Source organism: Achromobacter sp. JCM 18799 (assembly GCF_055395645.1).
Map to the genome: position 1 here is coordinate 2,956,619 of NZ_AP043866.1, position 26,128 is coordinate 2,982,746.

The 26,128-nt window shown below is 60.1% G+C and carries 29 protein-coding genes and 1 tRNA gene; 13 read left to right on the plus strand and 17 right to left on the minus strand.

Annotated elements, in window-relative coordinates:
• Positions 1-434: 434 nt before the first annotated feature.
• From ACZ5YA_RS13845 to ACZ5YA_RS13870, 6 genes are all read right to left on the minus strand, one after another.
• Positions 435-758 (minus strand): ClpX C4-type zinc finger protein, encoded by a 324-nt coding sequence (locus ACZ5YA_RS13845; RefSeq protein WP_152385258.1) that lies wholly within the window; start codon positions 756-758, stop codon positions 435-437.
• A gap of 408 nt (positions 759-1,166) precedes the next feature.
• Entirely contained in the window at positions 1,167-1,361 is a 195-nt protein-coding gene (locus ACZ5YA_RS13850) for a DUF6900 domain-containing protein (RefSeq protein WP_312537794.1), read from the minus strand.
• A 5-nt stretch (positions 1,362-1,366) separates the two neighbouring features.
• Complete coding sequence (locus tag ACZ5YA_RS13855) at positions 1,367-1,621, minus strand: hypothetical protein (protein WP_152385260.1); 255 nt, start codon at positions 1,619-1,621, stop codon at positions 1,367-1,369.
• The gene (locus ACZ5YA_RS13860; protein ID WP_057287135.1) at positions 1,618-2,265 is read right to left on the minus strand and encodes a DNA methyltransferase; all 648 of its coding nucleotides are present in this window, start codon (positions 2,263-2,265) and stop codon (positions 1,618-1,620) included. The genes ACZ5YA_RS13855 and ACZ5YA_RS13860 overlap by 4 nt, the downstream gene beginning before the upstream one ends.
• Positions 2,266-2,566: 301 nt before the next feature.
• Positions 2,567-3,466 carry an N-6 DNA methylase gene (locus ACZ5YA_RS13865; protein ID WP_313492189.1) on the minus strand — a complete coding sequence of 300 codons (900 nt, stop codon included), beginning with the start codon at positions 3,464-3,466 and terminating at the stop codon, positions 2,567-2,569.
• A gap of 307 nt (positions 3,467-3,773) precedes the next feature.
• The gene (locus ACZ5YA_RS13870) at positions 3,774-4,184 is read right to left on the minus strand and encodes an antirestriction protein (RefSeq protein WP_152385262.1); all 411 of its coding nucleotides are present in this window, start codon (positions 4,182-4,184) and stop codon (positions 3,774-3,776) included.
• Between the two features lie 346 nt (positions 4,185-4,530).
• Between ACZ5YA_RS13870 and ACZ5YA_RS13875 the strand changes: the two genes are divergently transcribed.
• On the plus strand, positions 4,531-5,379 hold the full coding sequence (locus tag ACZ5YA_RS13875) for a hypothetical protein (RefSeq protein WP_152385263.1): 849 nt from the start codon (positions 4,531-4,533) through the stop codon (positions 5,377-5,379).
• A gap of 142 nt (positions 5,380-5,521) precedes the next feature.
• Here ACZ5YA_RS13875 and ACZ5YA_RS13880 read toward each other — a convergent pair whose 3' ends face one another.
• Positions 5,522-5,848: a JAB domain-containing protein gene (locus tag ACZ5YA_RS13880; RefSeq protein ID WP_312537791.1), complete on the minus strand. Its 327-nt coding sequence runs from the start codon at positions 5,846-5,848 to the stop codon at positions 5,522-5,524.
• Between the two features lie 250 nt (positions 5,849-6,098).
• Here ACZ5YA_RS13880 and ACZ5YA_RS13885 point away from each other — a divergent pair, with 250 nt between their 5' ends.
• Positions 6,099-6,761, plus strand: coding sequence for an SOS response-associated peptidase (locus tag ACZ5YA_RS13885; RefSeq protein ID WP_152385265.1), 663 nt, complete (start codon positions 6,099-6,101; stop codon positions 6,759-6,761).
• A gap of 2 nt (positions 6,762-6,763) precedes the next feature.
• On the opposite strand, the gene ACZ5YA_RS13890 is transcribed toward ACZ5YA_RS13885, so the two are convergent.
• A complete protein-coding gene (locus ACZ5YA_RS13890; RefSeq protein WP_152385266.1) occupies positions 6,764-6,964 on the minus strand; it encodes a hypothetical protein in 201 nt (66 codons plus the stop codon).
• Between the two features lie 94 nt (positions 6,965-7,058).
• Between ACZ5YA_RS13890 and ACZ5YA_RS13895 the strand changes: the two genes are divergently transcribed.
• From ACZ5YA_RS13895 to ACZ5YA_RS13925, 7 genes are all read left to right on the plus strand, one after another.
• Positions 7,059-7,370: a hypothetical protein gene (locus ACZ5YA_RS13895; protein WP_152385267.1), complete on the plus strand. Its 312-nt coding sequence runs from the start codon at positions 7,059-7,061 to the stop codon at positions 7,368-7,370.
• Positions 7,371-7,459: 89 nt separating this feature from the next.
• Positions 7,460-7,606 carry a CrpP-related protein gene (locus ACZ5YA_RS13900; protein WP_180098133.1) on the plus strand — a complete coding sequence of 49 codons (147 nt, stop codon included), beginning with the start codon at positions 7,460-7,462 and terminating at the stop codon, positions 7,604-7,606.
• A 308-nt stretch (positions 7,607-7,914) separates the two neighbouring features.
• A complete protein-coding gene (locus ACZ5YA_RS13905; RefSeq protein ID WP_152385268.1) occupies positions 7,915-8,097 on the plus strand; it encodes a DUF3606 domain-containing protein in 183 nt (60 codons plus the stop codon).
• A gap of 135 nt (positions 8,098-8,232) precedes the next feature.
• Positions 8,233-8,550: a hypothetical protein gene (locus tag ACZ5YA_RS13910; protein ID WP_313492226.1), complete on the plus strand. Its 318-nt coding sequence runs from the start codon at positions 8,233-8,235 to the stop codon at positions 8,548-8,550.
• 130 nt (positions 8,551-8,680) lie between these two features.
• Positions 8,681-10,552 carry a DNA ligase D gene (gene ligD, locus ACZ5YA_RS13915; RefSeq protein WP_312537784.1) on the plus strand — a complete coding sequence of 624 codons (1,872 nt, stop codon included), beginning with the start codon at positions 8,681-8,683 and terminating at the stop codon, positions 10,550-10,552.
• Between the two features lie 510 nt (positions 10,553-11,062).
• Positions 11,063-11,821 (plus strand): hypothetical protein, encoded by a 759-nt coding sequence (locus ACZ5YA_RS13920; protein ID WP_152385270.1) that lies wholly within the window; start codon positions 11,063-11,065, stop codon positions 11,819-11,821.
• A gap of 93 nt (positions 11,822-11,914) precedes the next feature.
• Complete coding sequence (locus ACZ5YA_RS13925; protein ID WP_152385271.1) at positions 11,915-15,715, plus strand: hypothetical protein; 3,801 nt, start codon at positions 11,915-11,917, stop codon at positions 15,713-15,715.
• Between the two features lie 306 nt (positions 15,716-16,021).
• Here the strand turns inward: ACZ5YA_RS13925 and ACZ5YA_RS13930 are convergent, their stop codons facing one another.
• From ACZ5YA_RS13930 to ACZ5YA_RS13945, 4 genes are read right to left on the minus strand one after another with little or no spacing between them, the layout of a single operon-like run.
• Positions 16,022-16,363 carry an H-NS histone family protein gene (locus tag ACZ5YA_RS13930; protein ID WP_152385272.1) on the minus strand — a complete coding sequence of 114 codons (342 nt, stop codon included), beginning with the start codon at positions 16,361-16,363 and terminating at the stop codon, positions 16,022-16,024.
• A 42-nt stretch (positions 16,364-16,405) separates the two neighbouring features.
• Positions 16,406-17,641, minus strand: a complete 1,236-nt coding sequence (locus ACZ5YA_RS13935) for a DUF7673 family protein (RefSeq protein WP_152385273.1) — start codon at positions 17,639-17,641, stop codon at positions 16,406-16,408.
• Positions 17,638-18,393 (minus strand): ParA family protein, encoded by a 756-nt coding sequence (locus tag ACZ5YA_RS13940; RefSeq protein WP_227741283.1) that lies wholly within the window; start codon positions 18,391-18,393, stop codon positions 17,638-17,640. The genes ACZ5YA_RS13935 and ACZ5YA_RS13940 overlap by 4 nt, the downstream gene beginning before the upstream one ends.
• Positions 18,394-18,425: 32 nt before the next feature.
• Entirely contained in the window at positions 18,426-18,734 is a 309-nt protein-coding gene (locus ACZ5YA_RS13945; RefSeq protein ID WP_152385274.1) for a transcriptional regulator, read from the minus strand.
• A gap of 92 nt (positions 18,735-18,826) precedes the next feature.
• Between ACZ5YA_RS13945 and ACZ5YA_RS13950 the strand changes: the two genes are divergently transcribed.
• The 4 genes from ACZ5YA_RS13950 to ACZ5YA_RS13965 all read left to right on the plus strand — a co-directional run bounded on the left by ACZ5YA_RS13950 (position 18,827) and on the right by ACZ5YA_RS13965 (position 21,824).
• Positions 18,827-19,174 carry a helix-turn-helix domain-containing protein gene (locus ACZ5YA_RS13950; protein WP_152385275.1) on the plus strand — a complete coding sequence of 116 codons (348 nt, stop codon included), beginning with the start codon at positions 18,827-18,829 and terminating at the stop codon, positions 19,172-19,174.
• Between the two features lie 893 nt (positions 19,175-20,067).
• A complete protein-coding gene (locus tag ACZ5YA_RS13955) occupies positions 20,068-20,214 on the plus strand; it encodes a hypothetical protein (RefSeq protein ID WP_180098131.1) in 147 nt (48 codons plus the stop codon).
• A 3-nt stretch (positions 20,215-20,217) separates the two neighbouring features.
• Positions 20,218-21,492 (plus strand): DUF1173 family protein, encoded by a 1,275-nt coding sequence (locus ACZ5YA_RS13960; RefSeq protein ID WP_152385276.1) that lies wholly within the window; start codon positions 20,218-20,220, stop codon positions 21,490-21,492.
• Between the two features lie 113 nt (positions 21,493-21,605).
• On the plus strand, positions 21,606-21,824 hold the full coding sequence (locus tag ACZ5YA_RS13965; protein WP_152385277.1) for a helix-turn-helix transcriptional regulator: 219 nt from the start codon (positions 21,606-21,608) through the stop codon (positions 21,822-21,824).
• A 136-nt stretch (positions 21,825-21,960) separates the two neighbouring features.
• Here ACZ5YA_RS13965 and ACZ5YA_RS13970 read toward each other — a convergent pair.
• The 5 genes from ACZ5YA_RS13970 to pstS form a co-directional block, all read right to left on the minus strand.
• Positions 21,961-22,037, minus strand: a tRNA-Pro gene (locus ACZ5YA_RS13970).
• 87 nt (positions 22,038-22,124) lie between these two features.
• Positions 22,125-22,901, minus strand: coding sequence for a phosphate ABC transporter ATP-binding protein PstB (gene pstB / locus ACZ5YA_RS13975; protein ID WP_006221056.1), 777 nt, complete (start codon positions 22,899-22,901; stop codon positions 22,125-22,127).
• A 50-nt stretch (positions 22,902-22,951) separates the two neighbouring features.
• Positions 22,952-23,806 carry a phosphate ABC transporter permease PstA gene (gene pstA / locus ACZ5YA_RS13980; RefSeq protein WP_118932910.1) on the minus strand — a complete coding sequence of 285 codons (855 nt, stop codon included), beginning with the start codon at positions 23,804-23,806 and terminating at the stop codon, positions 22,952-22,954.
• A gap of 26 nt (positions 23,807-23,832) precedes the next feature.
• Complete coding sequence (gene pstC, locus ACZ5YA_RS13985) at positions 23,833-24,849, minus strand: phosphate ABC transporter permease subunit PstC (protein WP_059380153.1); 1,017 nt, start codon at positions 24,847-24,849, stop codon at positions 23,833-23,835.
• Positions 24,850-25,004: 155 nt separating this feature from the next.
• Complete coding sequence (gene pstS, locus ACZ5YA_RS13990) at positions 25,005-26,045, minus strand: phosphate ABC transporter substrate-binding protein PstS (protein WP_054451357.1); 1,041 nt, start codon at positions 26,043-26,045, stop codon at positions 25,005-25,007.
• Positions 26,046-26,128 lie beyond the last annotated feature (83 nt).

Genomic DNA, 26,128 nt, shown 5'->3' on the forward strand with positions numbered 1-26,128 from the left:
AGGCCGCATGCGGAGCGCAGCCGTAGGCGAGCACCGAACGGGTGAGCACCGGACCCTTGGAGGGAGGAACGCAGTGGTACGGTCGGCGTTTTAGGACAGGGCTCGCGGGGACGGATGCATTGCGAGAGACAGGGCGGCGACACCAAAGCCAGGCGCGCGCCGAGCGCCCTACCCGCGCGCAGCGCGGGTCATACTGGCCGCAAGGCGGCCCGCAAGCGACAGCGCGCAGCGCCGGCAGGCGCGAAGGCGTGAGCCGACCGGAGGGAGGGAAGGATGGAAGCCCCGAAGGGGGTGAGACTGGCGGTGTTGGCCAGGCTCAACGCGAAGCGCGAGAGCCCGACCCGCAGCCGCAGGCGTAGGGGCACGCCCAGGGGTGAACTCTGGATCTGAAAACGACCGGCGCCGGCGTTCAGGCCAGGCCGAATACCATCAACTTAGTGCTGAGAATCCGTCGACGGCGGCAGCGAAACGTTCAGACGATCTAGGGCCTTGTTTGCCCGATCCCGCGCCTGATCGATGAGTTGATGCTGGCGGACGATGTAGTCAAATAATTCTTTCGGACGATGCTCGGCTTCTACCAACGACTGCTCGTTGATGATCCCGATGCACATTTCAATGCACTCGTCGCAGATCGTGACCTGATCGTTGTCACCCCGGGCAACCAGCTTTCGCACTTCGTGCTGGGACTTATCGCAAAACGAGCAGTGCAGCACTGGCGGCCGCTCCTTGGTCCGGCGTTTCTTCTTCGGCTCATCCATGTCGGCACCGTGCCAAGGGTCGCGAGGCACGCAATCTAGCACAAGCGGAGGCAGTCGGGATGCGTGTTTATCCTACTGGCGTGCGCTTTCTTTCGTGGCATTCTCGAAAAAAAAAAGCAGCCAAAGTTTCCAATCGGAGGAGAATTTTGGAAGGCACGATGGTTATCCACGGTGTCCGGGCCACGTATAGGATTGTTCGCTCGGCAGACGCCAAAGGGTTCAGAGCGGAAGTAAAGATCGGCGCCAACGGTTGTTGCATGTGTGTCGGCGGGGCCGATAAAGTATTCGCCAATGAAACATCAACTCGCAGAGCAGTCCAAGAGGGAATCACTGTTGGCTTCATGAAACAAGTAGCGGGAGGCGGAGCGCTTTAGTACATAGCGCCGGCGTATGCCGGCGCCGTGTTTTCTACCCTCGGCGATGATGGTCCACCATGCCGGCCAAGTACGCGGCCTCTAAAGCCGCGCGCAACCGGCAAATAGACATCTCGTAAAGTTCCAGCTTGGCGCCTGCGGGGCAATCCAACGTCTCCAGATTCAGAAGGCGGCTGGCAATGTCGGCAATGGCGGCGCGAGCCGCCATGGAAAGTTCAACCATGGCCATGGGGCTCACTCCGTGTCTAGCTCGCCCAGCACCTGGCGGGCGAGTGCGTTGAGGTCGATTTCTGACCTGGCAATTGCCTGCACTTCATCCAGCGGCAGGGATTCGATAAGCGCTGCCATGCGGCGCTCGTTTTCGCGGGCGGCCAATGCCGGCCAAGCACCGTACTTGGCAATGGCCGACAGGCCATCAGGGTTGTTTCGTCCGTAGCCCTGCAGGAAGGCGATCAACCCTTGCGTCATTGCGTTGTCGTCCCGGCTCATGCTGCGATCCTTTCTTGACGGGCGAGTTGCAGGCGTTGCGTCGCGGCGGCGTGATACTTCGGGTCCATTTCGATGCCGTAGAAGCGTCGGCCGACCTGGCGGGCGGCGACGCACGTGGAACCGGAGCCGGCGAACGGGTCCAGCACAATGTCCCGCGGGCGGCTAAACGACTCAATCAGCGGCGCCAAGCATTCGACGGGCTTTTGCGTCGGGTGGTGGCGGTTGCCGCTGTACTTCCATGGCATGACGTCCGGCAAGGGCTCGGCCGGCAGCGCCGGCTGACCCTTGGCCAGCAAGTAGGCCGACTCGTGCTGATACGCCAGAAATCGCGCCTTAGATTGGTATTGCTTCGCAAACACGAGGTGGCCGACGACGCGAAAGCCGGCGGCGCGCCAGGCGGCAAAGAATCGGTCTACGCGGTTCCAGCCGTAGAACGAAATGCAGAAGGCGTCATCGCGAAGGACGCGGAACATCTGTGCAAACGCCGGCGCCAGCCATTCGTCGGTACGATCGTTGGCGATGCTCCGGCCGGAGCGGTCCACGTAGTTGACGAGGTATGGCGGATCGGTCAGAACCAGATCGACGCAGCGATCGGGCAAGGTGGGGAGAACGGACAGGCAATCGCCCAGGACAACACGACTCATGGTTGGCTCCTTGCGTGCAGCAATGTCAGCCGATCTGCATTGCACTGCACGGGGCATGCGGGCGCAGCCCATGAGAGCGCGGTCAAGGGACGTGGAATAAATAGTGAGCGCAGCGAACGGTTTATGCCGCGAAAGCCCTTGAAGATGGGCCGCGGCTACAAAGCCGCGCGCGCCGCGGCCCGGTCGTCCGTGCGGGAGGGGGATGCGACTGTGTGCTCCGTGCAGTGCTTGTTGGTCTGCATGTGCCGAAGATGGCGCGTCGCCGGCGCGCCAGGCCCCGACAGGGGCCACTGCAACCTCGCTAGAAGAGCGACATCTGGCCAGCGGCAGCAGCTTGGCGGATGGCCTTCGGAATGGCCAGCAGCGGCGCATCGATCTCGGCCGATGTACTGTCGGCCGCGACCTGGTCGACATCGACCTCGTCAATGTCCGCCGGCGCCTGCAGGAGCGCTCGAGCGCCCTCTTCCGCTTCGCGACGGCGAAGCCGCGCGCGCCAGCCGCCCAGGATATGGGCAGGCGTAAACCACTGCTCGCGGCACTCGCCTGTCAGGCCGTTGCCGTGAATAACCAACGCCGGCAAGTGCAGCAGCGCGAGTTGGATGAACGTCATGTGCACGCAGCGTTGATCGATGTCGATCGCGGTCGCGTGCATGCACTGTTGATAGTTCAGTTGCGCATCGTGCAGCGCGTGCGCAGCTGCGATCAACATGCCGCCGGCACCGCAGGCCGGCTCCAGTACCCGTACGAACCCCTGCGCGTTCGTTTTGTCGACCAGCGCCTGGCAGTTGCCCATCATCATGTTGCCCATCAGGCGCGACACCTCGTACGGCGTGAAGAACTGCCCGGCGCCTGCGTTGCCCATGTCCAGCATCATGAACGTGCTTCCCAGGACATCGCCAAAGTCTGCCGCCTCAACGCGTAGTTCGTAGGACATCACCAGGTGCGCGAACGCCTGCACGAGCAGGTCGAGTTCGGCCCGCTCATACTGAGCGATCACCTGAAGGTAGCGCTGCTCGCGCACGTCGCGCTGCGCGAGGTCCGCACGGGCCAATGCGATCGCGCAAATCTCCACCCAATCGCTCCAGACGCGATCGATACCACGGGTGTACGCGACTTGGCGCAGCAGGCCGACAATCTCCTTCTGGTGGGCGTCGGTGTTGTTCAGAAAGCGACGCTGTTGTGCATTTGAAGTTTTGGCCATGTGGTCTCTCCGGTTGCCAGGGCGGGAATGCCCGGAACTTGAGAGGCACGGCGCAGCGCAGCGCTCAAGTGTCGAAGACGGCCGCGGCCGCAAGCGCTGGCGGCACAGCCGGTAGCGCGCCGCACTTGAACGCGAGAACGACGTGGCATCCTGACCGGGAAAGCAGACCCGCCACCCCGTATGGCTTTCAACGGTCTTCGTTCGAAGCGCACGCGTTCCCGTGCAGCGCCGCTTAGCAGGGGCTGAGCGACGATGGCCTAATTGCGCGCAGAAGAAAAAAGGCCCGCCGAAGCGGGCCGGGATGGCGTCAATCGATCGCCGCGAAGATGGCGTTTGCCTCGGCGTGTTCGCCGGCGAAGTCGCGCAGGGCGTGGTACTTCTCGACCAGGTTGTCGCTGGGATACTGACCGCACAATTCGCAGAGGGCGTAAAGCGTGGCCACGATGCCGGCAGCGTCTGCCGACATGGTGCGATCGCACCAGTTCATCGGCCATTCGATGCGAAGTTTGTCGTAGTCGGCCGGCGCCATGTAGAAGCCGTTCGGGATGTCGTAGTAGTGCCAATAGCCGCCCGCGTACTCCTTCGAAAGACGGTCGAGCCAGTTGTAGACACTGATCTCGCCGCGCAACATCAGGCGGCGCCCGAACGCCTTGGGCAGAAAGTCCATGCGATCGCCATCGGGAACCAAGCGTGCGACGGAAAGAGTGGCTTGGGTCATGTCGTGCTCCTCAGAAGTAGGGCCCGGCCGGGTGGCGGGACGGGAGCACTGGCGCCCTGCGGAACAAGCGCCGGGGGCAAGGGGACGTGGAATATAAAGCGAGCGCAGCGAGCGGCTATATGCCGCGAAAGCCCCTTGCCCGCGGTGCGCGCAGGGCAAAGATGCGCCCAAGGCCTGACACCAGCGCCAGGCCCGGCGTTGCGGATCACACGAGCTGGCCCTACTCTGCAAAAAACGTGATTCCGCTTCCGCTTATGAGGCGGTCCATCCCGTAATGCCGCGGCAGTATGATCCAAATGCGAATTCGGACCCGTCAAACTCCTCAGGAGCCGCAGGCAAATTAACCATGACGACACAACCAAGCGAACTTTCAATAAACACGCTCTTGCTAAAACGTCCCCCGGGCACGGCAGGCTTCATTAACGAAGCCCTTGACTATTATCCAGGGCTTGGATATCAGCTCAAAGCGCCCGACGACTTGCTTATGCACTGCGAAGGCAAGTTGTGCAACGGTGAACGGTACTTTGAACTAGCGACGGACGAATGCGATAGAGATGTCTCCGCTTCTATCCCCTCGTACCCGCGACTCGCTTACCACTGTGCAAATTGCGGTGACACACGAAGAGTTTTTATCTTGGAAGTGATTCGTACCGACACCAAGGCCGCGGTAGTTTCAAAGGTGGGAGAACGACCGCCGTACGGTCCTCCGGTCCCTTCAAAACTTATGTCATTGATCGGCCCCGAACGAGAGACCTTTCTAAAAGGGCGCCGTTGTGAAAACCAGGGCTTAGGCGTTGGCGCATTCTCCTACTATCGGCGAGTGGTGGAGATGCAGCGTGCAAAGATCTTCGACGGAATCATCGCCGCCGCAGGAAAGTTAAAGATGGAGGCGGGAAAATTGGAGGTACTTCGGGCTGCGGCGGCGGAGACTCAGTTTTCGAAGTCGCTGGAAATGGCGAAAGATGTCATGCCCGAACAGCTACTCATCCAAGGCCATAGTCCTTTGAAATTGCTACACGCAGCACTGAGCCATGGCGTCCACAATATGACGGACGAGGAGTGTCTTGAACGGGCTGAGAGCGTACGGGTGGTATTGGGTAACCTAGCAGAAGCGGTAGCTCAGGTGACAAAGGACGAAGCCGAGCTCACGAAAGCAGTGAGCGTGCTGCTTAAGCTGCGCACGCAATCTTCTTGAGATGGGGTGCACTGACATTACTTTCCCACTAGACATATGGCATGCTTCCATAACCATGAGTCGAAAATTCCATTGCCTGGATGCACAGCTGGGCGAATTTGGGCCTCGGACCTGACACCAGCGCCAGGCCCGGCACTGCAGGTCAGGGCATGATGCCCTTCTCTGCGAACGAGACGATCCTGCTGCCGGCCACGACCAAGTGGTCCAGGACGTTGGCGGCGCGCGGGTTCAGGTACATGATGCCGAACACTTCGTGCTCCAGACAGAGGTTCAGGCGCAGCTGCAGGAACTCGCGCACGCGCTTTGGCGAATCCATGTGTTGGCCCTGCTGGATCTCCTGCAGGACGACCTCACGTGCCGCAGCGAGGATATCTTTCGGCGCGGCCGGGCGCACCGCGCCAGCGGAATCCTGCACGAAGAGCGCGCCGACGGCGTGATCGATGGTATTGAACGCGATGGAATGCTGCATTGCTGGATCTCCAGTGCCGGGCGGGATTGCCCGGCGATCCTGGGATACGCTGCAGCGGAGCGGTCAAGTGGCCTGCCGGCCCTGGCGCAAGCGGCGCCGGCGCCGCCGGCGTTGCGCAGCACTTGACGGCGAGAACAGCGTGTCACAATCGCCAAAGACGCAAGACTGCCCTCTCCCCCTGGTGGGTCTCCTGCAGGACGGCATGCCCGAGCCTATACTGGCCGGACATCTGCATTCACAGAGGTGATCGATGTGCGGTCGAATCGTCCAGAAGTCGGGTCCGCTGGACTACGTTGAGCGGATCTTTACCAACCAAAGCCAGATCTTCGCGGACCCAGCGGGGCCGCGATTCAACATACCCCCGGGCACGCGCCCGCTCACTTTGCATCGCCTGACTGAAGGCACCGAGGCCATCGCCAGGCTCCCCTGGGGTTACAAGCGTCCCGATTCCAAACACTTCATGAGCAATGCCAAGCTGGAGACCATCCTAAAGAATGGGTGGCCTTGGCGCTTTCTCATCGGAGCTGGCCGCATCCTTGTGCCGGCGGACGGTTGGTACGAATGGCCCGTGCTGGCGGACGGTACCAAGCAGCCCCACTACAGCCAGGGTCATGGCCCGCTCTACTTTGCCGCATTGACGGCCTGGTCGCCGGGCGCGCCGCTGGATGCCGCTCACGGCTTTGCGATCGTGACCAACGACACCAAGGGCGGAATGGTAGACATCCATGCGCGGCGTCCAGTCGCCCTGCCTGCGGACATCGCGCAACGCTGGATTGACCCGTCAATCTCGGCCAGAGATGCGCGGGATCTGCTGCACGAAGACGTGCCCGAGGACGCTTTCACGTGGCATCCGGTCCGGCAAGAAGTCGGCAATTCGAAGTATCAGTTGCCAGACGCCATCGACCCAATCTGAGGTTAGGAGCGAGACTGGTGATCGAACAACGCAAGCGCGGCTTCGAAGGAAGCGCGCATGCCGATCAGGCGCGGCGTATCTCCCCTGCTGTGCCATAGCTCGTGCTGGTAAAGGCCATCCACCCAAACGCGGCAGATGGTCCACCCGGGCGGCCCCGCCCAGTAGTAGTCGTCCATACGGCGCCAATCTTCTGGATCGATCATGGCTACAGTCCCACGCTGCCCACGGAAATTGGGGCGATATGGTGCGGATTCTAGGCGTGTTTATACTGGATGTCCATACAGTATTATTAGCGCTATGCCTTTCAATCCCCCGCTCCGTGTAGAACAGTTGCGTGCAATCCAAGACCGCCATCGCGGCCCGGACGGTAAGATCAGCGATGTCGACGTGCTGGCGCTCCTGCAGGAGGTCAAGCGCTATCGCTCCTTCATCCTTCGCACCAAGCAGCTGTCGGGCTGTTTCAAGCGACCGTCCGGCGTGCTGGCGCCCGTATACGACGAGTGGTTGGAGATCCTGTCCGACGAACCGTGTGTCGGCGAGCAAGAGCAGATGGTTCGGGAATTACTGGAAGCGCCGGAAAAGCTGCGCAAGGGGATGGCGCCCAGGTAAAAGCACCCTTTCCCCAGTACCGGCGCACCATTGAGTCAAACGATGTTTAGCAGGCATACTGGGGGCTCGCAACTTTTGGAGGGTATGTCATGCTCGACGACATCCAGAAGCGGGGCGCAGAGGCTGCTCGCAAGGGACTGAGCCTCTTGGATTGCCCATATCTGAAGGCGTCTGCGATGCCGGCGCACACTGGAGAATCTCCAGGCGACTGGATTCAGCGCGTGACCGCCTGGTAAGAAGGCTGGAAGCGAGAGGTGGCCAACCGCGGGGCCAAACGATCTGCCAGCCCATTTGGAGTCTGCGCCCAGCAGACGCGATCCAATGTCAGGCCTGTTACCAACTAGCCGGTTCGTCAAGACCAAGCGCCCCAACCGGGGCGCTCTTGATTTGATGCTCAAAGCGGGCGTTTAGCTGCTGAACCTTGTATCGCTATCTGCTTCCGGCAAGCCAAAACGTTTAGCAGCTAAACACTTCCATGACGCAACAGTCGAATTAGGCACGTGATTTGCTGAACCTCCCCACCTGTTCAACGAAGGAGGTTTCCATGTCCGACGACTTGAATCAACGGGGTGCGCAGGACCGGTCGCGCATCAATGTGAACGAGTCCCATGAGCTACGGTATTGGACGAAGGAACTGGGCGTAACGGAAGATCAGCTTCGCGCGGCGGTGCAAGCCGTTGGCGTATCTGCGGCCGCAGTCCGGAAACATTTGACCGCGCAGCCCTAGCAACCGGCGCACGACCTTTGAAGAGGCATTCCGGTGGTGAGCAACGGTGGCAGATTTGTCATCTATCGGTCGCTTATACGGCCCGAACAGTTCGAGCTCGTCCTCGCACGGGGCGGCCTCGCGCGACGATGGAAGGTGCTAAACGGAGTTCCCACCGATACCAAAACAAGGCGCATCGCAGTCGAGCAACCGACTGTGTGCGCGCCCTACAGGCGGTTCTCCAAAGGCGCGGCGGTTTTCTCTCGTAGCCCAGCACCCGCGTACACCTGGGACGCCGGCATTTGGTACTCCGTCGGCGATTCAGAGGGATATCGTAGTGGCCACTTACGATTCTGCCTTCGCGGCCTGCTTTTGCACGGCCGGTGGGCACTAGTCCGAATGTCGGGCGAAGGCGCAGGAAGGCACCCGCCGTGGCTATTCGTCCTGACGGCTCCACCAGACGGTCATGAGTGACCCCACTATTGCCCCGTGCCCTCGTACCCCGCCCACGCGCCCGGCCGTTCGGACAAGTAGGGGCGGCGGGGGCACTTCGTCTGGCCTTCCAGGCTCTCAGGCGGAATTGCCCGAGTCCTTGAAGCCCCAGTTGGCCACCCTGGTCGATGGTGTCCCTCGCCACGGCGACGACTGGCTTTATGAGGTCAAGTTTGACGGATACCGGATGATGGCCCGAGTCGAAGGCGCGAGGGTTCAGATGTTTACCCGCAATGGGCACGACTGGGGTGACAAGCTGCCTCATCTGGTCGCGTCCATCCAGCGTCTGAACGTTGGATCAGCCTGGATCGACGGCGAGATTGTCGTCCTGGCCGACAACGGCGTGCCGAGTTTCCAGGCGCTGCAGAACGCCTTCGATGGCAAGCGCACCGCCAACATCATCTTCTATGCGTTCGACCTGCCCTATATTGCCGGGCGGGACATTCGAGGGGAGCCGCTTCGCGTACGCCGTGCGCTGCTATCACAGCTGGTCGCTGCAGGCCAGGATGACATCGTCCGCTTTAGCGAGGCCTTCCAGGCCTCTCCCGCAGACCTGGTCGCGTCCGCATGCCGTATGGGTCTGGAGGGAATCATGGCCAAGCGCCAGTCGGCGCGGTATATATCGAGCCGCACTGATGATTGGGTGAAGATCAAGTGCGCGCAGCGCCAAGAGTTTGTCATCGTGGGATACACGGCTCCCAAGGGTGGCCGAGTCGGCTTCGGCGCGCTTTTGCTGGGCGTGCATGAAGGCGCCGCGTTGCGGTACGCCGGCAGCGTAGGCACCGGCTTCGATGACCGCGGCCTGGCCGACATCCACAAGGCGCTCAGTGCTTTGAACCAGAAGGCCACTCCAATCACCGCCGGAAAGCCGAAGTCCGTGCGCGACGTACAGTGGGTGAAGCCTATCCTCGTGTGCGAGGTGTCGTTCGCGGAATGGACCGAAGGTGGCCACGTCCGCCACGCGACGTTCCGCGGCCTTCGAACGGACAAGCCGGCGCCTGCGATCACAAGGGAACGGGCCGTGCCAACCAGCGCGGTCGAACCGGAGTCGGTGCCGGCGCCGACGAAAACCGCAACGCGATCGCCTATCGCGCGAGCGAAGGCCGGAAAGCTATCCAATCCCGAGCGCGTCATTGATCCGTCGACCGGTTTGACGAAGCTCGATCTCGCCCGCTATTACGGCCTGGTTGCACCTCTCCTGGTGACGCATCTGAAGGGTCGCCCCGTGTCCTTCGTACGCGCCCCGAGTGGTATCCAGGGCCAGTTGTTCTTCCAGAAGCACCTGGATGCCGCAATGCCGGGCGTTGCTTCCTTGCCAGAGCGGCTTCACCCCGGCCACCCAGCCTTACTCGAGGTCCCTACTCCAGACGCGGTCATGTCGGCCGCGCAGATGAATGTCATCGAGTTCCATACCTGGAACGCGGTAAAGACGGCCATAGAGAAGCCCGACAGGCTGATCCTCGACCTTGATCCGGGCGAAGGAGTCAGCTGGCAGGCGGTTCAACAGGCAGCGCAGCTGGTGCGCGTGCTCCTGCAGGGCGTAGGGCTGGAGGGCTGGCTGAAGACGAGTGGGGGAAAAGGCTTGCACGTGGTCGTGCCCTTGCGCCGGCAGTACGAGTGGGACGTCGTAAAAGGCTTCTCGGCGGCCATGGTGCTTCACTTGGCACGGACCCTACCGCAGCTGTTCGTGGCCAAGAGCGGTCCCACGAACCGTGTGGGCAAGATCTTCGTGGACTACCTGCGCAACGGCTTCGGTGCGACAACCGCTGCGGCCTGGTCGGCTCGTGCGAGACCAGGGCTGGGCGTATCAGTGCCCCTGTCCTGGGACGAGTTGGGAAGCGTGACTAGCGGCGCACAGTGGACGATCTCAAACATTCACGACCGGTTGGACGTAGCGAACTCGCCTTGGAACGACTACACCCCGCAATCCATCAGCAAGGCGATGGCGGCGATCAATTACGTGCCGACCCCAGCGAAGCGCTAAGCGGCTCAATCACCCTTGCCGGGTCAGTCGAGCTGCTGTTTTGACCTTCTGTATCTCATGACTGGAAAATGGGAGCCGGTGGGTATGTGGGTGAAACTCGGGTAGCCGGTGGGCACACCCTGTGGACAAACGGTGGGCAGGCGCAGCCTGTCCACCGTTTGTCCATCAGCGGTTGTCCACGGGTTGAGCGCAGCGAGCCGAGTGGTCGCGAAGCGATCATCCACATATCCACGGGTTCAGATGATTGTCTTTTGACTTGGTGTTTAGCGGCTAAACACTTGCCCCTAGCAGTCGATGCCCGGGCTTCCCCGTCGCCAAGAGTCTTCAGGGGGTCTGCTTGTCTGGCGGCTTCGAAGATAAGCACCGGTTGATGAGGAGCTCAAAGGGCGACCTGGCGCGGCGGAACACACATCAAGGAAAATGCGATCTTTCTGAAAACGGTTCGAAGTTGGCTTGGGTTTGCCGCGTCTGGGAAATAGTATGTCGGAGTCAAAACTAAAAGGACACCCAGTGGCAACCCTCCTCCGTTTTCCTCGCTTTGTAGCCTACGTAGTCGGCGCACTTCTCGGTTACGCGGCTCATCACACCCTTCAACCTCCCGTCATGTTCTTGACATCGAGGCTTTCCCGGACGCATATCGGCCGCAGAGCTTTCATCCTGGCCGCGCGGTCGCCGATTGGCCTGCAGCATGTGTTGCTCACGATTCTGATTTCCTTCATCGCAGTCGCACTTTTTTTGCTGCCTTACCTGCTCCCTATTTGGGCACTTGTCCTGCTCCTGCTGGCGCCGCTGCCAGTGTTCGCTGTGTTCAACTACTCCGGCCGCGTACTCACCGTCACCAATCGCGGCAACGGGAACTGGCATATCCACCTGAACACCCTTCGGGCACGCAATCAGACCAGCGCGAGCCGATGGGACGGCGCCTTCGCAGATCTCGAGTCCGTAGCGTCCATGGCCCGCGCGGGCGGGCTACAAACGCTGACGTTGGACTCTACATTGTTGGCACACGCGGCGACCGCTGAACGCCTAGCGCGTAAATTGACGCGTGCATTCTCCAAGCATGGCTTGGTGAGCGAAGTGACAATTAAAGAACCTCGGGCACGGGGTGTTGTGGGCACCGGCTTCATTCATGTTTTGCTGGCACGCCAGCGACACCTCAAAGGCCATCGCTCCGTTTACCAAGCCCCGTTGAATTTGAAGTCGAGAAAGATCGTAGTCGACCTCTCGCCCGCTCCTCACTCGTCACTTGACGCCAAGCTCACGGGCTAATCGCGAGCTCCTCGGATTCCGGTCGGTGTGCCTATACTTAATTACCGCGACTATTGATCAAGAGCTGATTTACGCCGGCTTTCTCGAACACAGATGATATTCTTTGAACTCCAAGCGCGTGACATTTCCGAACTGAACGACGCCGATTTGCGCGAGCTTGTGGGACGTTTGTGCGAAGCCGAGCTACTCCAAAGCGGCATTCCCCCGTCCCGAGTTTTTTGGGGAGGGGCTCAGGAGGCTCCCGATGGAGGCCTCGACGTACAAGTCGAAGCCGCCCACGGAATCGATGATTCTGCCTATATTCCACGGCCCTCCACAGGCTTTCAAGTAAAAAAACACCCCATGAGTAAGGCGGCGTGCCGAGCCGAAATGGAGGAGAGCGGCGCACCTAAGAAGGTTCTGATGGACCTCGCCTCTAGGCGAGGTGCGTACATCATTGTCAGTGGCAAGGACGATTGTTCAGGAAAGATGCTTTCTGAGCGACTGGCGGGCATGAAAGAGGCGGTTGCTGCCCTGCCAGATGCTGACAAACTAAGAGTGGATTTTTACGGGCGAGATCGACTGCACGCGTGGCTTCGAAGACACCCAGGAGTCGCGCTTTGGGTGCGCTCCCGCCTCGGAAAGCCATTGGCAGGCTGGAGGCCTTTTGAACGATGGGCGGGCACTCCCCCAGGCTTCGACGACCAGTTCCTGGTTGACAACCACCCGTGCGTCCTTGCCCCCGACCACCGAGACATGGTCCCCGTGTTGGAGGGTCTGCATCTCGCGAGGGATAGACTTCGCGAACCTGGAAGCACCGTTCGCGTTATGGGGCTATCCGGCGTAGGTAAAACGCGTTTCGTGCAGGCCATGTTCGAGAGCGACGTGGGGCTGAATTCTTTGCCTGCAAGTGATGTCATCTACGCTGATCTTGGGAACGATCTGACTCCGACCGCCTCCGAACTCCTTGTTTATCTAATAGCCAACCGGTTCACTACGTACGTGGTATTGGATAACTGTCCGCCGGACGTGCATCGAAGCCTGCAAAGGCAAGTCGCATCCAGCGGAGCATGCTTGCGTCTGCTCACGATTGAGTATGACATTTCGGATGATAAGCCTGAGGAAACCGTCGTTATCTACCTTGAGCCGTCCAGCGAGGAAATGGTGGCTCGGCTCGTACAAAAACGCATCCCGGGCATCGGGGCAGTGAATGCTGAACGCATAGCGGAGTTCGCGGGGGGAAATGCGAGAGTAGCAATCGCTTTAGCAAGCCAGGTCGGAACAGGCGAGTCGCTGTCAAACTTTTCTGATGAAGATCTTTTTAGAAGACTATTCATGCAGCGAAAAGGAGACTCATCGAGCCTGTTGCAAAGTGCTGAAGCTCTGGCGCTCGTGTACTCCTTTAACGCCTCGCGCGCTGAGGGTGACGAGTTGGGAGGAATTTCGGCGGTCGCCGGTATAGCGCGCCAAACCTTATACAAGGATCAAGCAGAACTGCTGCGGCGCCAATTAGCCCAGTCTCGGGGCAACTGGCGCGCGATCCTCCCTCACGCGTTAGCTAACCGACTAGCCAAACGCGCGCTGGAAAATATACCACCCGAGGATATCAATGCAGAACTATTCAAGCCCGGAAACGTGCGCCTACTCCAATCGTGTGCGCATCGTCTCGGTTACTTGCATGACATAGAGGCTGCCCAGCGCCTCGCAGCCACTTGGCTCGAACCGGCCTTGCCTCTTGCAGACATTGCCACGTGCAGTGAGTCAGGCTTGGTGGTGTGGGAATTCCTTGCCCCACTTTTTCCTGAAGTGGTGCTTCGGGCTATTAAGCGGGCGGCGCACGACCGCCGGTTTGCATCGAGGCAGAATGCGCATTTCGTGCGCTTCGTTCGCCTCCTTTGCCGTCTCGCATATGAGGATGAGCACTTTGACTGCGCAGTGGGCATACTCTTATTGTTCGCCGAAGGTGAGGCCCCAGGGGAGAACAATCATAGTGTGGTCGAACAGATGCGCAGGTTGTTCTCGGTTCGTCTCTCAGGGACAGAGGCAACACCGCTTCGTCGCCAAGCCTTTATTGGCAAGCTGCTAGGCTCTGGCATCCCCAGACACATGGATATTGCGAGGGAGCTCTGCCGCTCGGCTTTCGAAACTCGCAGCTGGACGTCAGTGGGCACGTTTCACTTTGGGGCGAGGAAAAGGGGACCCGGCTGGTCGCCAGATAGTCACACCCAGCAAACTGCCTGGTACGTGGATCATATTAAGCTGCTGGAGTCTGGGTTACGCTCGGGTGTCCCGAGCACAAAAGAAGCCGTCAAGTCGATCTTGGCCGCACATTTTCGCAGCCTTTGCTGGATCCAAGAGTGTTTAGAGGTACTCGAACCGATCGTACGCGAGCATGCGGCCGGGGGCAGGTGGCCGGCGATGTGGATGAGCATCAAGAAGGCCCTCCATTTCGCGAGCGACCGTCACTCTGCCGATATGCTTGACCAAATCCGAGTTCTCGAGCGTTTGGCTGCACCCGCAGACACATACGCGGAGATCGAGGCTTACGTGCTGGTTGACGTTTGGGAGCATGCCGAACTCCGGGGCACCTTCAGTGACAGTGCGCACGACATATTCGAAAGGGCGCAGGCGCTCGGCGAATTGGTCGCAACCGAGCCTCAGCATCTCGATCGCTTGGGTACAAGACTTTGGCACTGCAACGCTCAGCCGCTGTTTCAGTTCGGCAAAGGTTTGGCAAGAGGGTCATCGAACGTTTTTGAGACGTTCTCTGCGCTTATCGGATCCTTTCAGAAACACCAAACTGAACAATCCAATCCTCAATTGCTGAGCGGTTTCATTAGCGGCGTGCATGACTCGGAAGATGCGGTCAAGATGCTCCAGAGCATAGTAGCGACCCCCGGTTTGTCGTCTTTCTCCGTTTCGATGCTTACTGCAGTTCCCATTTCTCCGCCGCTTTTCCAAACCCTCCTTACCTTGGCGAAGGAAGGAGAGATCGAGGCTTGGCGTTTTGAGCATCTAGGTCATGGTTCCGGCGACGCACTTTCCGACGCCGATATGGCGAAGCTGCTGGCAGAAATTAATGAGTTGAAGCAAGGCTATTTGTCTACCATATGGATCGTTCACATGCGGTTAAACCGCAGCCGCGGGATGCCGCTGTCGGAGGAGATTCGGCGTGTAGCCTGGTCTGCCATTTACATTCTCGTATCGCAAGAGAGGGGTGAACGTGGCCCTCGGCAACGGCATGGAATTGAACTTGTTCTCGACGCGACATTAACGCCCGACGCGCCGGAGCAGGAAGTCCGTCAGCTAATCTACGCATTCTGTGACGGAATCCGCAGCCGGAGGCTATACGCTTTCGAATCGCGAGAAATCACGTCCGCCCTAGCGGTCAAATACCCGGAGTGGCTCCTGGACGAAATGTTCAATGGTAGCGAAGGGGAACTCGATTTTGCGAGGGAACTGTTCAGTGATAGCGTGTCTATGAGCGATGAGCCGACACTGAACTGCGTCCCAGTAGAAAGAATATTGAGTTGGTGCCGTGGTGATGAAGGGCGGATTATGAAAATCGCAAATACACTCACCGCTTATGTTCCAACGAAGGCCGTCGGCCAACCTCAGGCGGTTCCCGACAGTGTGACTTTGAGCACCCACGCGAAGTCTCTTTTCGACGCTGCGCGCGACAAGCGCGCCTTCGTTGAGATCTTGTTCGATCGCGTTCACCCAGACAGCTGGTCCGGCTCTCTTGCCGACATTTTTGACGCCAGATCCCGTGCGTTCGCGGAGTTGCTTGAAGTCTCGGATACGGAGTTGCGGGCTCTCGTGGGTGAAAAATTGGCGCTTCTAAAGCTGGCGATCGTTCAACTGCGTGAGAAGGAGAACTCGATCAATAGCGAGCGCGAGCAGCGATTTGAGTGAGCAACGGCGAGGGACGGCCGCTTGTCCTCACTGCTCCGGGCTCTTCGCAGTGATGTTCGTGCCCCATGCGAAGGCTCGGCCTGTCGTCACGTCCGGAAGTGGTATGGCAGGGCACGGGGCTTTCGGTACGCACGCGCTGACGCGGGTGGCCTGTAACGCCCGCAAGGCACAATGGACTGTTCCGGTACTGACCACAGAGACGATGGGGGCTGTCCCGCAAGCATCAGAGCGAACTACTTTCCTTCGACGAACGCGACAAGGTGCGTGCCGGTGAATTGCCCGCCGCAATCAGGCTGCTTCTCGCTGTCAGATGAGAAAATGTTCCCGACTGGCGCCGGCGCGCTCGGCCGCGGCGAGCCAGCGGGGTGCGCGTCCACGGCCACTCCAAGTGTCGCCGGACTCTGGATGCCGGTACTTCGGTGCCACAACGCTACGAGAGTCCCCTTTGCCCTGGGCCGTCTTTCGCTTAAGCCGCGCGGCCTTTTTCTGTGCGTATGCGGCTTGAATATCTTCCGGTGAAATTTGGAAGTCGCGCATCTGTCGGATGATCTTCTGAAGGGCCGCTGCCCGGCCATTCAGGCGGAGACTTTCAGCTCGACGCTGGAGTGCCTGAATCTGGGCATTGATCTTGGCGAGAGCGCTTTCCATCGGTGGCTCCTCTTTCGGTGTGTTTAGCGGCTAAATAATCTGTCAGGCGTCGCAGAGCGCCGGACGCCACAGCGCGACGAGTGCCTTGAACTGTCCATGAATCTCGGCTCCCAAGATATCTGGATATGCGCACGTTTGACGGACCAGTCCAATCACGTCGAGCATGTCATCGGCTATCTCGGCATCGACGCTCCAGAAGTCAGTCAGGTCAAAACCGCCGCAGCTGGTCGCGTTCCACCACGAGAGCAGAAAGTCCGCCACGCGTTTGCTTTGGCCAGTATCGGTCTTTGCGATGTTGAGGAGGCGTGCCAGGGCATCAGTCCCCTTCTTTCGAAGTGCAGGACGGGCGCTATCCCGTCTATGCTCCTCGAGGCGATCCATGCTTCGTTGAAATTCCTGGCCGACGGCTTGGGGAAGTTCGCCTGGTGCGGATGGAGTGCTTGAATCTTTTGCAAGGAACACTTGGGTGGAGCACTGCGCGACCGCCGCACGGGCTGTCGCCTCATCGGGTGATGACTGCGGCGCCTCGTGCGGAAGTGCTTCGTGTGACTTTTGCTTCGCCCCTCCCGATTTCCGAATCGCCTTCACTGCGGACCGGGTGGGTTTCGCTTCTGACGCGTTCAGAAGATCCGCGACGGCCTTGGGATCTTCGCGATGCGCTGCGGCCAACTCGTTGGCCAGGGTAACGTCTGTGACCTTTCCCGCCGCGACGGCTTCGGCTACGGGTTCGGGCAGCGTGAGTAGGCCGGCATGATGGCTCACCCAGGCTCTGGATTTCCCAAGCTCACGTGCCAGGTCAGCCTGGCTCCAGCCTGCTGACAGCTTGCCGCCGATAAAGTCTGCAATCTCGCGAGAGGTCAAATTCTCGCGCTGCACGTTCTCGATGACCTGATCCACGTCATCAAAATCAGGATCCTCAAAGCCCGGCACTGACGTCAGGCCTGCGACCTTCGCGCCGCGAAAGCGCCGGTGTCCGTGATTGATAACGAAGTCTCCAGGGATGGTCGGGTGCGGCCGCAGCGACAAAGGAGATTTGATGCCGCGCTTGCCCTGGCGCTCACGGCGTTTGAACGATTCCGCAAGTTCGCCGATGCTTTCTGCGCTGTATCCCGGATTCTCTTCGCTACGCGAGTTCCGCTCGTCCTCATGGATGCGGCTTATGTCGTACATGCCGGGTTCTCGCGCCTGGAGCGGTGCTCCGTCCAGCATCGCGGCCAGATCGCCCAAGCCGGCCAAGTCCAGGCCGCCGGCATCACCTTGTTTAGCGGCTAAACTCATTTCGCCACTCCCATGGTCTGCAAGACGTGATTGCCGAGGGCGCGCATCTCAGCGCCTGCCGCGCGCGCAGTCGTCTTTCTGCTTTTCCAGACGGGTTCTCCTGCCGCCAATGCCTCTGCAACGCTGGTACGCAGGCACACCACAACGGGTGCCAGAAGTTTGCCGTGTGCGGCTTGTACCTCGGCAAGATGTTTGACCTGGCGCGGATTTCTGCGGTCCACGCGGTTCGGCACGATGCCCAAGAAGTGCAGCTTCGGGTTGTGCTGCTTAGCACCTACGATCACACGCATCATGTCCTTGATGCCTTCGATGCTGTAGTCCTCCATCTCGACCGGGCTGATCACCGCGTCCGCCGTGCGCAGCGCAGTAATGGTGGCAATCCCAATGCTGGCGGGTGTATCGATCACGCAGAGGTCGAACCCTTGCTTTTCGAACTCGCGCAGATTTACCGGGAAATTACGAAGGGCCCGTTCTACTGGCATGTAGATGACGTTGGCCAGAAGCCGGTCTGCGTGCAGCAGGGAAATCGGGCCGGTGTCCTCGGGTATGGCGGGTGCCTCGTCGAGAAACAGTGCGCTCGCCGGCACCTCGAGACGGTGCTGCCGCATAGTTTTGGATAGATTTCCAGTATCCAGATCCACGACGAGCGTCTTGAGACCTCGTTCGGCGGCATGAAATGCAATGTGGACGGCGTCAGCGGTCTTGCCGACGCCACCCTTGTTCTGGGCAACAACAGCGATCTTCATCGTCATTCGATTTCCTCGTGAAAGGTGTCCGCGCTCGATTAGCCCGTAAACGGCGGGTTCGAGCTTGTGTCTTCTCCGCTCGCATTTGAGAGCGGTCTTGGGAGGTCCGGCCATACGTCCCAGAAGTCGGTAGGTCGAAGTTCTTGGCGCGAAATTGCAAGGTGAGCCATGATCCGTACACAGTGGTGTGCTCCAAGCGGAGCTTTGCTTCTCAACATCTTGTTGACGGCCGGCTGGGTCACACCCAGGATGCGAGCGAGCGCCTCTTGGGTACCAGCTAAGGCGATAGCGCGTTTGAGTGCGGGATAGGACGGGCCGTACTGGCCAGAGTCGTCTAGATTCATCATTTTGCAATTTTATAACTTGGGTTATTTCACGGTCAATTGATTTTATTCCTTTGGTTTTTGACCGTATACAACTACACGAATACGCTTCGCGGATGGATCTCAAGGCGATCGGATTTCGGGTCAAGCAGCGGCGCAAGGAGCTCGTTCTGACTCAGGAGGAGCTGGCGGCTCGCACTAGCGTCTCCCAAGCAGCGATCGCTAAGATCGAGCGCGGCGGAGCCACGCGGCACACCGCCGAGTTGGCGCGCGCGCTCGGCGTCAGCACTAGTTGGCTCGTGTACGGGGTGGAAGACTCTTCGACGTCCCGGGATGGATACTGGCCGTTCAAGGTGGCTCGGCTCCAAGACTTCGAGCGCCTATCGCCGTCTAAACAGAATGAACTCGACATGCGCTTGGCAGACTTCATCGCTGGTGCCTCCGAGACCAAAAGAACTGCGTGAGCCCCCGCCAAAAATCCGTCCAAAGTTTCCGCGCGGTCTGCCCACAAATCATCATCCCCGTCTCTCTCCACCTAGGGGATTTGTCGCTTCATCACTTCCGTTGTATTTTCCGGCCCGCAAGGTAACCGAACGCGACTGAAGCAACACAACATGACTTTTTTATAACTTAAGTATTGCTTCGAATTATGACTTCAGTTATATTTTCAGTACTGGTGAGAAATCATTAGTCTTGCTCTTTCACAATACGAAATATTAGTACCGTCCTGCGTCCGCTGCGAAGCGACGCCAAGGGGAGCAGCCGCGATCAATCGCAGGCCCTGGGGACAAAAACAAGCGGCAAAAATCTATTGGTCACGTAGAGGCCCGTGAAGCCCGACTCGGTGAAGCCACCAAGTTGAAAAAATCTGTTCAGGCGCAGACCCTGGAAGACCACCTAGATCTCGAGTGAGCATGGAAAGAATCAGAGATTCCACCCCTTACCCAGCCCTTCAGATCCTAGAAGGGCGCGAGCGCCCAAAGCAGCATCTATCTGCCCCCCGTGGCGAGTAACGGGTTGGGCGAACATCAGGTCAGGAAAACAACTGGCCTGCGCCGTGCAAGTCGGCAGGAGTCCGCCAGCGTCGTGGTATCTCGCTGGCGGCATCCGAATCGGCGTTCAGCATTCCAAGCCGTGTTTAGCAGCTAAACACGGCCTGGCCGAGCGCTCCGATCCGGATGTGGCCACACAAGAAAATTAGGCGAGCTTGGCTCAACCTGTTTAGCAGCTAAACATCCTGCGTTCAGGTCCAGAAGCGAGTCGCACTGGCATGCCGTAGAGACCCCCGCTCAGCTATCAGCGACGCTCTCGCATCTTCTGATTCCCACCGTACACGCCATCCCGCACATGGAATTTCATGATGAAGCAATTTATCGTTTGGACGCTTGCCGCCTTGATATTCGTGGCGGCCTATGCGGTCTACCTCGTCTACTCCGATGCGAAAGCCGACTGCGCAAAGCAGCAAGTCGTGAGCACAACGCTGTGCGCCACCGTCGGGAGCTAAACGATGGACCGCAAGCTGTACCCGGTAGAAGTAACTCTCGGCTCAAATAAACGCCCCTACTCGCCTGAATTCCAAACGCAGGACGAGTTCAAGGATGGCTGGAAGCGAGTGCTGCTAATGGCTCACGGAAAGGCGGATGTGCGATGCACGTGTCCTGGCGATGGGGAGAAGCGATTGTCGATCCACAGTCGCGCGAACTCCGACAGATTCCACCTCGCCCGGTTTCCTGAAACCGGGGCGGAGCACAGCGAAGACTGCGTTTACTACGGGGTCGATCCCAACATGTCTGGCCTCGGCTCCTATCGCCGTGGCGTGGTGCAGGAGCTTGATGACGGCGCAGTGAAGATCAAGCTCAAGGTTGGGCTGCAGCAGCGCGCGGCTGTGGCGCCCCAAGACAGTGAGAACAGCGGACCGGCTGAAACCAAGGCCGGCACGCCCCGACCTCGCTCCGGTCAGGCCAGCATGACGTTGCTTGGCCTTCTTCATTTTCTCTGGACACAAGCAGGCCTGCACACTTGGGCGCCTAGCATGGAGGGTAAGCGCAACCTGGGCGTCGTACATCACCATCTCATGCGCGTTGCAATGTCGACCTATGCAGGCCGCGTTCGCTTTTCGCAGAACTTGGTCATTGCCACACCGTCAGCCTCTGGGCAGCAGGCTGGACAGAACAAGGCAAAGAGCCTGGACGCCATTACCCAGCGGCGGCGACTGGTGGTGGTTGCTCCCCTTGCCCAACACCAGGAAGGGATGGACGGCAGCAGCATACTGCCCATCGCCGGCTTTCACGGTATACCGCACCTTGCCGTGGACGATGCAATCTGGGCCTCCATAGAACGCCGGTTTGCCCGCGAAATCGACGCCTGGCGAGCCGGCAATCCGATCATCGCCGTGGCCCAGACGGATCCACCCAGATCTTCCGGCGGCAGCATGCGCGCTCAGGTCGTCGACGTTTCGCTCATGCAGATTACGCGTGACTGGATTCCCGTCGACTCCGGATACGAAGCGCTCATCGCCGAGAAGCTCGTCGCCGAGAAGCGCCGGTTCGAAAAGCCCCTGCGCTTCGACGCCGGAGAGGATGCGGTATTCCCCGACTTCTGGCTCCGCGACCTGGCCGTTCCCGCCCCTCTTGAGGTATGGGGATTAAGCACGTCGGACTATCAGACTCGCAAGAAGGACAAGGCAGCCCACTATGACGAGACCTACGGAGCCGGCGGTTGGTGGTCGTGGAATGCGGCTATCGGAGACCCGGTTCCCGATTTGCCTCAACCTGGCCAATAGAAGCGCCACGCCCCTCTCGCGACTTTCTCCAGCGAACTTCACATAAACGTATTGGACAAAGTGGCGTAGGCATTGAATGCTCGCATCGCCACTAAGCACTCAAGGATCTTTGGATGAGCAGCTTACAGAACGACAAACCCCTCCCCAATGCAGCAGTTGGCGCTAGCAGTGACAGGCTCTACCGACTGACAGATGTCGAAAGAGTTGTGTCGCTCAAGAAAAGCAAAATCTATGCGCTCATCAAGAATCAACAGTTCCCGCGCCAGAGGAAGATTGACGGCGCGTCGCGATGGGTCGCCTCTGAGATCGACCAATGGGTCGCGCAACGCTAGCCAGCGCTCGGCGGCTAAAGACGCGCGAGAAACTGCTGAACCGGCATGGCCCTCTTGGTGTACCCACTGGTGTACCCATGAAGCCCGAAAATTGAACAAGGGCTTACGCGTTGTACACGTAAGCCCTTGATTTTATTGGTCGGGGCGGTGGGATTCGAACTCACGACCCTCTGCTCCCAAAGCAGATGCGCTACCAGGCTGCGCTACGCCCCGAAGGGTGGCAACTATACCAGATCTCGGCCCGCCTGGCCTATGCCTGTCTCTGGCCGTGCGTCCGGCGACGGCCCGTCTCGCTGGCGATCAGCCGAAACGGCCCGTGATGTAGTCTTCCGTTTCCTTGCGCGAAGGCTTCACGAAGATCTGGTCGGTCTGGCCGAATTCCATCAGCTCGCCCAGGTACATGTAGGCGGTGTAGTCCGAGCAGCGCGCGGCCTGCTGCATGTTGTGCGTCACGATGACGACGGTGTAGTCGTTCTTCAGTTCGGCGATCAGCTCTTCGATCTTGGCGGTCGAAATCGGGTCCAGCGCCGAGCACGGCTCGTCCAGCAGCAGCACTTCGGGCTTGATGGCCACGCCGCGCGCGATGCACAGGCGCTGTTGCTGGCCGCCCGACAGGCTGTTGCCGCTCTGGTGCAGCTTGTCCTTCACTTCGTTCCACAGCGCGGCCTTGCTCAGGGCCCATTCCACGCGCTCGTCCATTTCACCCTTGGACAGGCGCTCGAACAGGCGCACGCCGAAGGCAATGTTGTCGTAGATGCTCATGGGGAACGGCGTGGGCTTCTGGAACACCATGCCCACCTTGGCGCGGATCAGCGAGATGTCGGTCTTGGCCGTCAGCAGGTTTTCGCCGTCCAGGATGATTTCGCCCTCGGCGCGCTGGCCGGGGTAGAGCTCGAACATGCGGTTGAAGGTGCGCAGCAGCGTGGACTTGCCGCAGCCCGACGGGCCGATGAAGGCGGTGACCTTCTTCTCCTGGATCGACATGTTCACATTGCGGATCGCATGGAACTTGCCGTAGTAGAAGTTCAGGTTCTTGACCTCGATCTTGTTCTTGACGGCGGTAGCGGTGTTTTCCATTTGGTTTCCCTTGGCTCCGGCGCGCCCCAGGCGCGCCGGCAAAGCGATCTTTACTTGCGGAACATGTTGCGGGCGATGATGTTGATGCCCAGCACCAGCAGCGTAATCAGCGTGGCGCCGGCCCATGCCAGGTTGTTCCAGTCCTTGAAGGGGCTGGCGGCGTACTGGTAGATCACGACCGGCAGGTTGGCCATCGGGCCGTTCATGTTCAGGGACATGAACTGGTTCGACAGCGCGGTGAACAGCAGCGGCGCGGTTTCACCCGAGATCCGGGCAATGGCGAGCAGCACGCCGGTGATGATGCCGGTCTTGGCGGCGCGATAGCACACCATGGTGATCATGCGCCACTTGGGGCAACCCAGCGCGGCAGCCGCTTCGCGCAGGCTGTTGGGCACCAGCAGCAGCATGTTGTCGGTGGTGCGCACCACCACCGGGATCACCAGGATGGACAGCGCGATGGCGCCGGCCCAGCCCGAGTAGTGCCCGACCTGGGCCACGTACACGGCATAGATGAACAGGCCGATAATGATGGACGGGGCCGACAGCAGCACGTCGTTCAGGAAGCGCGTGGCCGGCGCCAGCCAGCCGCGCTGGCCGTATTCGGCCAGGTAGGTGCCGGCCAGGATGCCGACGGGCGTGCCGATGAGCGTGCCCACGCCAGCCATCATCACGCTGCCGAAAATGGCGTTGATGAGACCGCCGGTCTGTCCGGGCGGCGGCGTGATCTCGGTGAAGAGCGTGTACGACAGCGCGGGCGCGCCCTTCATCAGCAGCGTCAGAATGATCCAGAACAGCCAGAACAGCCCGAACACCAGGGTGCCCAGCGAAATGGTCAGCATGATGCGGTTGACCACGCGGCGCCGGCGATAGGTGCCGTTCTGCATATTGAGTACGGATACAGCCATGATGTTTTCCTTGTGCTCGCGGCGCGTCAGGTTTTCTTGCCTTCACTGGCGGACAAGCGGACCAGCAGCATCTTGGCCAGGGCGAGCACGATGGTCGTGATCAGGAACAGGATCAGGCCCAGTTCCAGCAGCGCCGACTTCTGTATGCCGCCCGCCTCATTGAATTCGTTGGCCAGCGCGGAAGCGATCGAGTTGCCCGGCGAGAACAGCGAACCGGACCACTTGAAGGCGTTGCCGATGACGAAGGTCACGGCCATGGTTTCGCCAAGCGCGCGGCCCAGGCCCAGCATGATGCCGCCGATGACGCCCGACTTGGTGTAGGGCAGCACCACGCGCCACATCACTTCCCAGGTCGTGCTGCCCAGGCCGTAGGCGGACTCCTTGAGCATCGCCGGCACCAGTTCGAACACGTCGCGCATGACCGCGGCGATGAACGGGATGATCATGATCGAGAGGATCAGGCCGGCAGTGAAGATGCCGATGCCGAAAGGCGGCCCCGCGAAGATGCCGCCGATCACGGGCAGGCTGCCCAGCGTCGCGATCAGGAAAGGCTGCACATACTGCTGGAACACGGGGACGAAGACGAACAGGCCCCACATGCCGTAGATGATGGACGGAATCGCCGCCAGCATTTCGACCGCGGTGCCCAGCGGGCGGCGCAGCCAGGTGGGCGACAGTTCGGTCAGGAAGATGGCGATGCCGAAGGACACGGGCACCGCGATGATCAGGGCGATGGCCGAGGTCAGCAGCGTGCCGATGATGGGCACCACCGCGCCGTAGTTGGAATTGACCGGATCCCAGTCGTTGAGCCAGAGGAACGACAGGCCGTACTTGGCCAACGATTCGCGGCTGCCGTAGATCAGGGAAACAAGAATCGCCGCCAGCAGGATGAACACCAGGAAGGCGAACAGGCGGGTCAGGTTCTTGAATAGCGCATCCATCAGCGCGTTTTTATTTTGCTTCATAGGCGAAGGCGTGCCGGTAGTCACGGAGTCCGCCACGCTGGGCGAAAGCGGCACACTATTATCCATTACCGCGCTCATGGATGGACTTTCCTTAGGAAACCAGGGGAGAAACTGCGAAGGTCTTGCGGCGGACCGCCGCAGGCATTCCGTACCCGGAACGCCAGCGGCGGCCGCTGTGGATTGCGCGCGACGGAGATTGGCATTGTCAGCCGGCCTCCCTCGCGCTCAAGCCTTTATTGCCAGACGGCCTTGCCGTCGGCGGCCTTGACTTCGCCCCAGGCGGCGCGGATTTCCTTGGTCACGGCTTCCGGCAGCGGCACGTAGTCCATGGCTTCAGCCGACTTGGCGCCGTTCTTGAAGGCCCAGTCGAAGAATTCCAGCACGGCCTTGCCCTGCGCCGGCTTGTCTTGCGACTTGTGGACCAGGATGAAGGTGGCGGCGGTGACGGGCCAGGAATCGGCGCCCGGCTCGTCGGTCAGGACCACGCCCATGCCCGGCGCGCTCTTCCAGTCGGCGTTGGCGGCCGCGGCGGCGAAAGCCTTCTGTTCCGGCTGGACGAACTTGCCGTCCTTGTTCTGCAGCTGCGTCCAGGCCAGCTTGTTCTGCTTGGCGTAGGCGTATTCCACGTAGCCGATCGAGTTCTTCAGCTGGCCGACGTAGGCGGCGACGCCTTCGTTGCCCTTGCCGCCCTGGCCCACGGGCCACTTGACGGCCTTGCCTTCGCCCACGGTCGACTTCCAGTCCGGCGACACCTTGGACAGGTAGTTGGTCCAGCCGAAGGTGGTGCCCGAGCCGTCCGAACGGTGCACGACGATGATGTCGGCGGCCGGCAGCTTCAAGTCGGGGTTCAGCGCCTTGATGGCGGCGTCGTCCCACTTCTTGATCTTGCCCAGGAAGATGTCGGCCAGGACCTTGCCCGACAGCTTCAGCTTGCCGGGTTCGACGCCGTCGATGTTCACCACGGCAACCGTGCCGCCGATGACGGCCGGGAATTGCAGCAGGCCGTTCTTTTCCAGATCGGCAGCCTTCATGGGATCGTCGGAAGCGCCGAAATCAACCGTCTTGGCGATGATCTGTTGCTGACCGCCGCCCGAACCGATGGACTGGTAGTTGACGGCGCTATTGGTGGCGGCCTTGTAGTCGGAGGCCCACTTGGCGTAGATCGGGTACGGGAACGAAGCGCCGGCGCCGGTCACGTCGGCGGCCTGGACGGCAAACACGGCGGCGCTCAGCGCGACGCCCAGGGAAACTTGTTTGAAGACACGTTTGAACATCAGGGTTCCTTCTGTGCTCGTTGGAGGAGTCTGGCAGGCTTGGAAAACTGCCTGTCTTTCAGCGACCCTCGAATATTAGAAGC

Excerpts from the sequence above, each read along its gene's own strand:
- ACZ5YA_RS13845 (WP_152385258.1), bottom strand. The coding sequence starts at position 758 with ATGGATGAGCCGAAGAAGAAACGCCGGACCAAGGAGCGGCCGCCAGTG.
- ACZ5YA_RS13850 (WP_312537794.1), bottom strand. The coding sequence starts at position 1,361 with ATGGCCATGGTTGAACTTTCCATGGCGGCTCGCGCCGCCATTGCCGAC.
- ACZ5YA_RS13855 (WP_152385260.1), bottom strand. The coding sequence starts at position 1,621 with ATGAGCCGGGACGACAACGCAATGACGCAAGGGTTGATCGCCTTCCTG.
- ACZ5YA_RS13860 (WP_057287135.1), bottom strand. The coding sequence starts at position 2,265 with ATGAGTCGTGTTGTCCTGGGCGATTGCCTGTCCGTTCTCCCCACCTTG.
- ACZ5YA_RS13865 (WP_313492189.1), bottom strand. The coding sequence starts at position 3,466 with ATGGCCAAAACTTCAAATGCACAACAGCGTCGCTTTCTGAACAACACC.
- ACZ5YA_RS13870 (WP_152385262.1), bottom strand. The coding sequence starts at position 4,184 with ATGACCCAAGCCACTCTTTCCGTCGCACGCTTGGTTCCCGATGGCGAT.
- ACZ5YA_RS13875 (WP_152385263.1), top strand. The coding sequence starts at position 4,531 with ATGACGACACAACCAAGCGAACTTTCAATAAACACGCTCTTGCTAAAA.
- ACZ5YA_RS13880 (WP_312537791.1), bottom strand. The coding sequence starts at position 5,848 with ATGCAGCATTCCATCGCGTTCAATACCATCGATCACGCCGTCGGCGCG.
- ACZ5YA_RS13885 (WP_152385265.1), top strand. The coding sequence starts at position 6,099 with ATGTGCGGTCGAATCGTCCAGAAGTCGGGTCCGCTGGACTACGTTGAG.
- ACZ5YA_RS13890 (WP_152385266.1), bottom strand. The coding sequence starts at position 6,964 with ATGATCGATCCAGAAGATTGGCGCCGTATGGACGACTACTACTGGGCG.
- ACZ5YA_RS13895 (WP_152385267.1), top strand. The coding sequence starts at position 7,059 with ATGCCTTTCAATCCCCCGCTCCGTGTAGAACAGTTGCGTGCAATCCAA.
- ACZ5YA_RS13900 (WP_180098133.1), top strand. The coding sequence starts at position 7,460 with ATGCTCGACGACATCCAGAAGCGGGGCGCAGAGGCTGCTCGCAAGGGA.
- ACZ5YA_RS13905 (WP_152385268.1), top strand. The coding sequence starts at position 7,915 with ATGTCCGACGACTTGAATCAACGGGGTGCGCAGGACCGGTCGCGCATC.
- ACZ5YA_RS13925 (WP_152385271.1), top strand. The coding sequence starts at position 11,915 with ATGATATTCTTTGAACTCCAAGCGCGTGACATTTCCGAACTGAACGAC.
- ACZ5YA_RS13930 (WP_152385272.1), bottom strand. The coding sequence starts at position 16,363 with ATGGAAAGCGCTCTCGCCAAGATCAATGCCCAGATTCAGGCACTCCAG.
- ACZ5YA_RS13935 (WP_152385273.1), bottom strand. The coding sequence starts at position 17,641 with ATGAGTTTAGCCGCTAAACAAGGTGATGCCGGCGGCCTGGACTTGGCC.
- ACZ5YA_RS13940 (WP_227741283.1), bottom strand. The coding sequence starts at position 18,393 with ATGACGATGAAGATCGCTGTTGTTGCCCAGAACAAGGGTGGCGTCGGC.
- ACZ5YA_RS13945 (WP_152385274.1), bottom strand. The coding sequence starts at position 18,734 with ATGATGAATCTAGACGACTCTGGCCAGTACGGCCCGTCCTATCCCGCA.
- ACZ5YA_RS13950 (WP_152385275.1), top strand. The coding sequence starts at position 18,827 with ATGGATCTCAAGGCGATCGGATTTCGGGTCAAGCAGCGGCGCAAGGAG.
- ACZ5YA_RS13955 (WP_180098131.1), top strand. The coding sequence starts at position 20,068 with ATGATGAAGCAATTTATCGTTTGGACGCTTGCCGCCTTGATATTCGTG.
- ACZ5YA_RS13960 (WP_152385276.1), top strand. The coding sequence starts at position 20,218 with ATGGACCGCAAGCTGTACCCGGTAGAAGTAACTCTCGGCTCAAATAAA.
- ACZ5YA_RS13965 (WP_152385277.1), top strand. The coding sequence starts at position 21,606 with ATGAGCAGCTTACAGAACGACAAACCCCTCCCCAATGCAGCAGTTGGC.
- pstB (WP_006221056.1), bottom strand. The coding sequence starts at position 22,901 with ATGGAAAACACCGCTACCGCCGTCAAGAACAAGATCGAGGTCAAGAAC.
- pstA (WP_118932910.1), bottom strand. The coding sequence starts at position 23,806 with ATGGCTGTATCCGTACTCAATATGCAGAACGGCACCTATCGCCGGCGC.
- pstC (WP_059380153.1), bottom strand. The coding sequence starts at position 24,849 with ATGAGCGCGGTAATGGATAATAGTGTGCCGCTTTCGCCCAGCGTGGCG.
- pstS (WP_054451357.1), bottom strand. The coding sequence starts at position 26,045 with ATGTTCAAACGTGTCTTCAAACAAGTTTCCCTGGGCGTCGCGCTGAGC.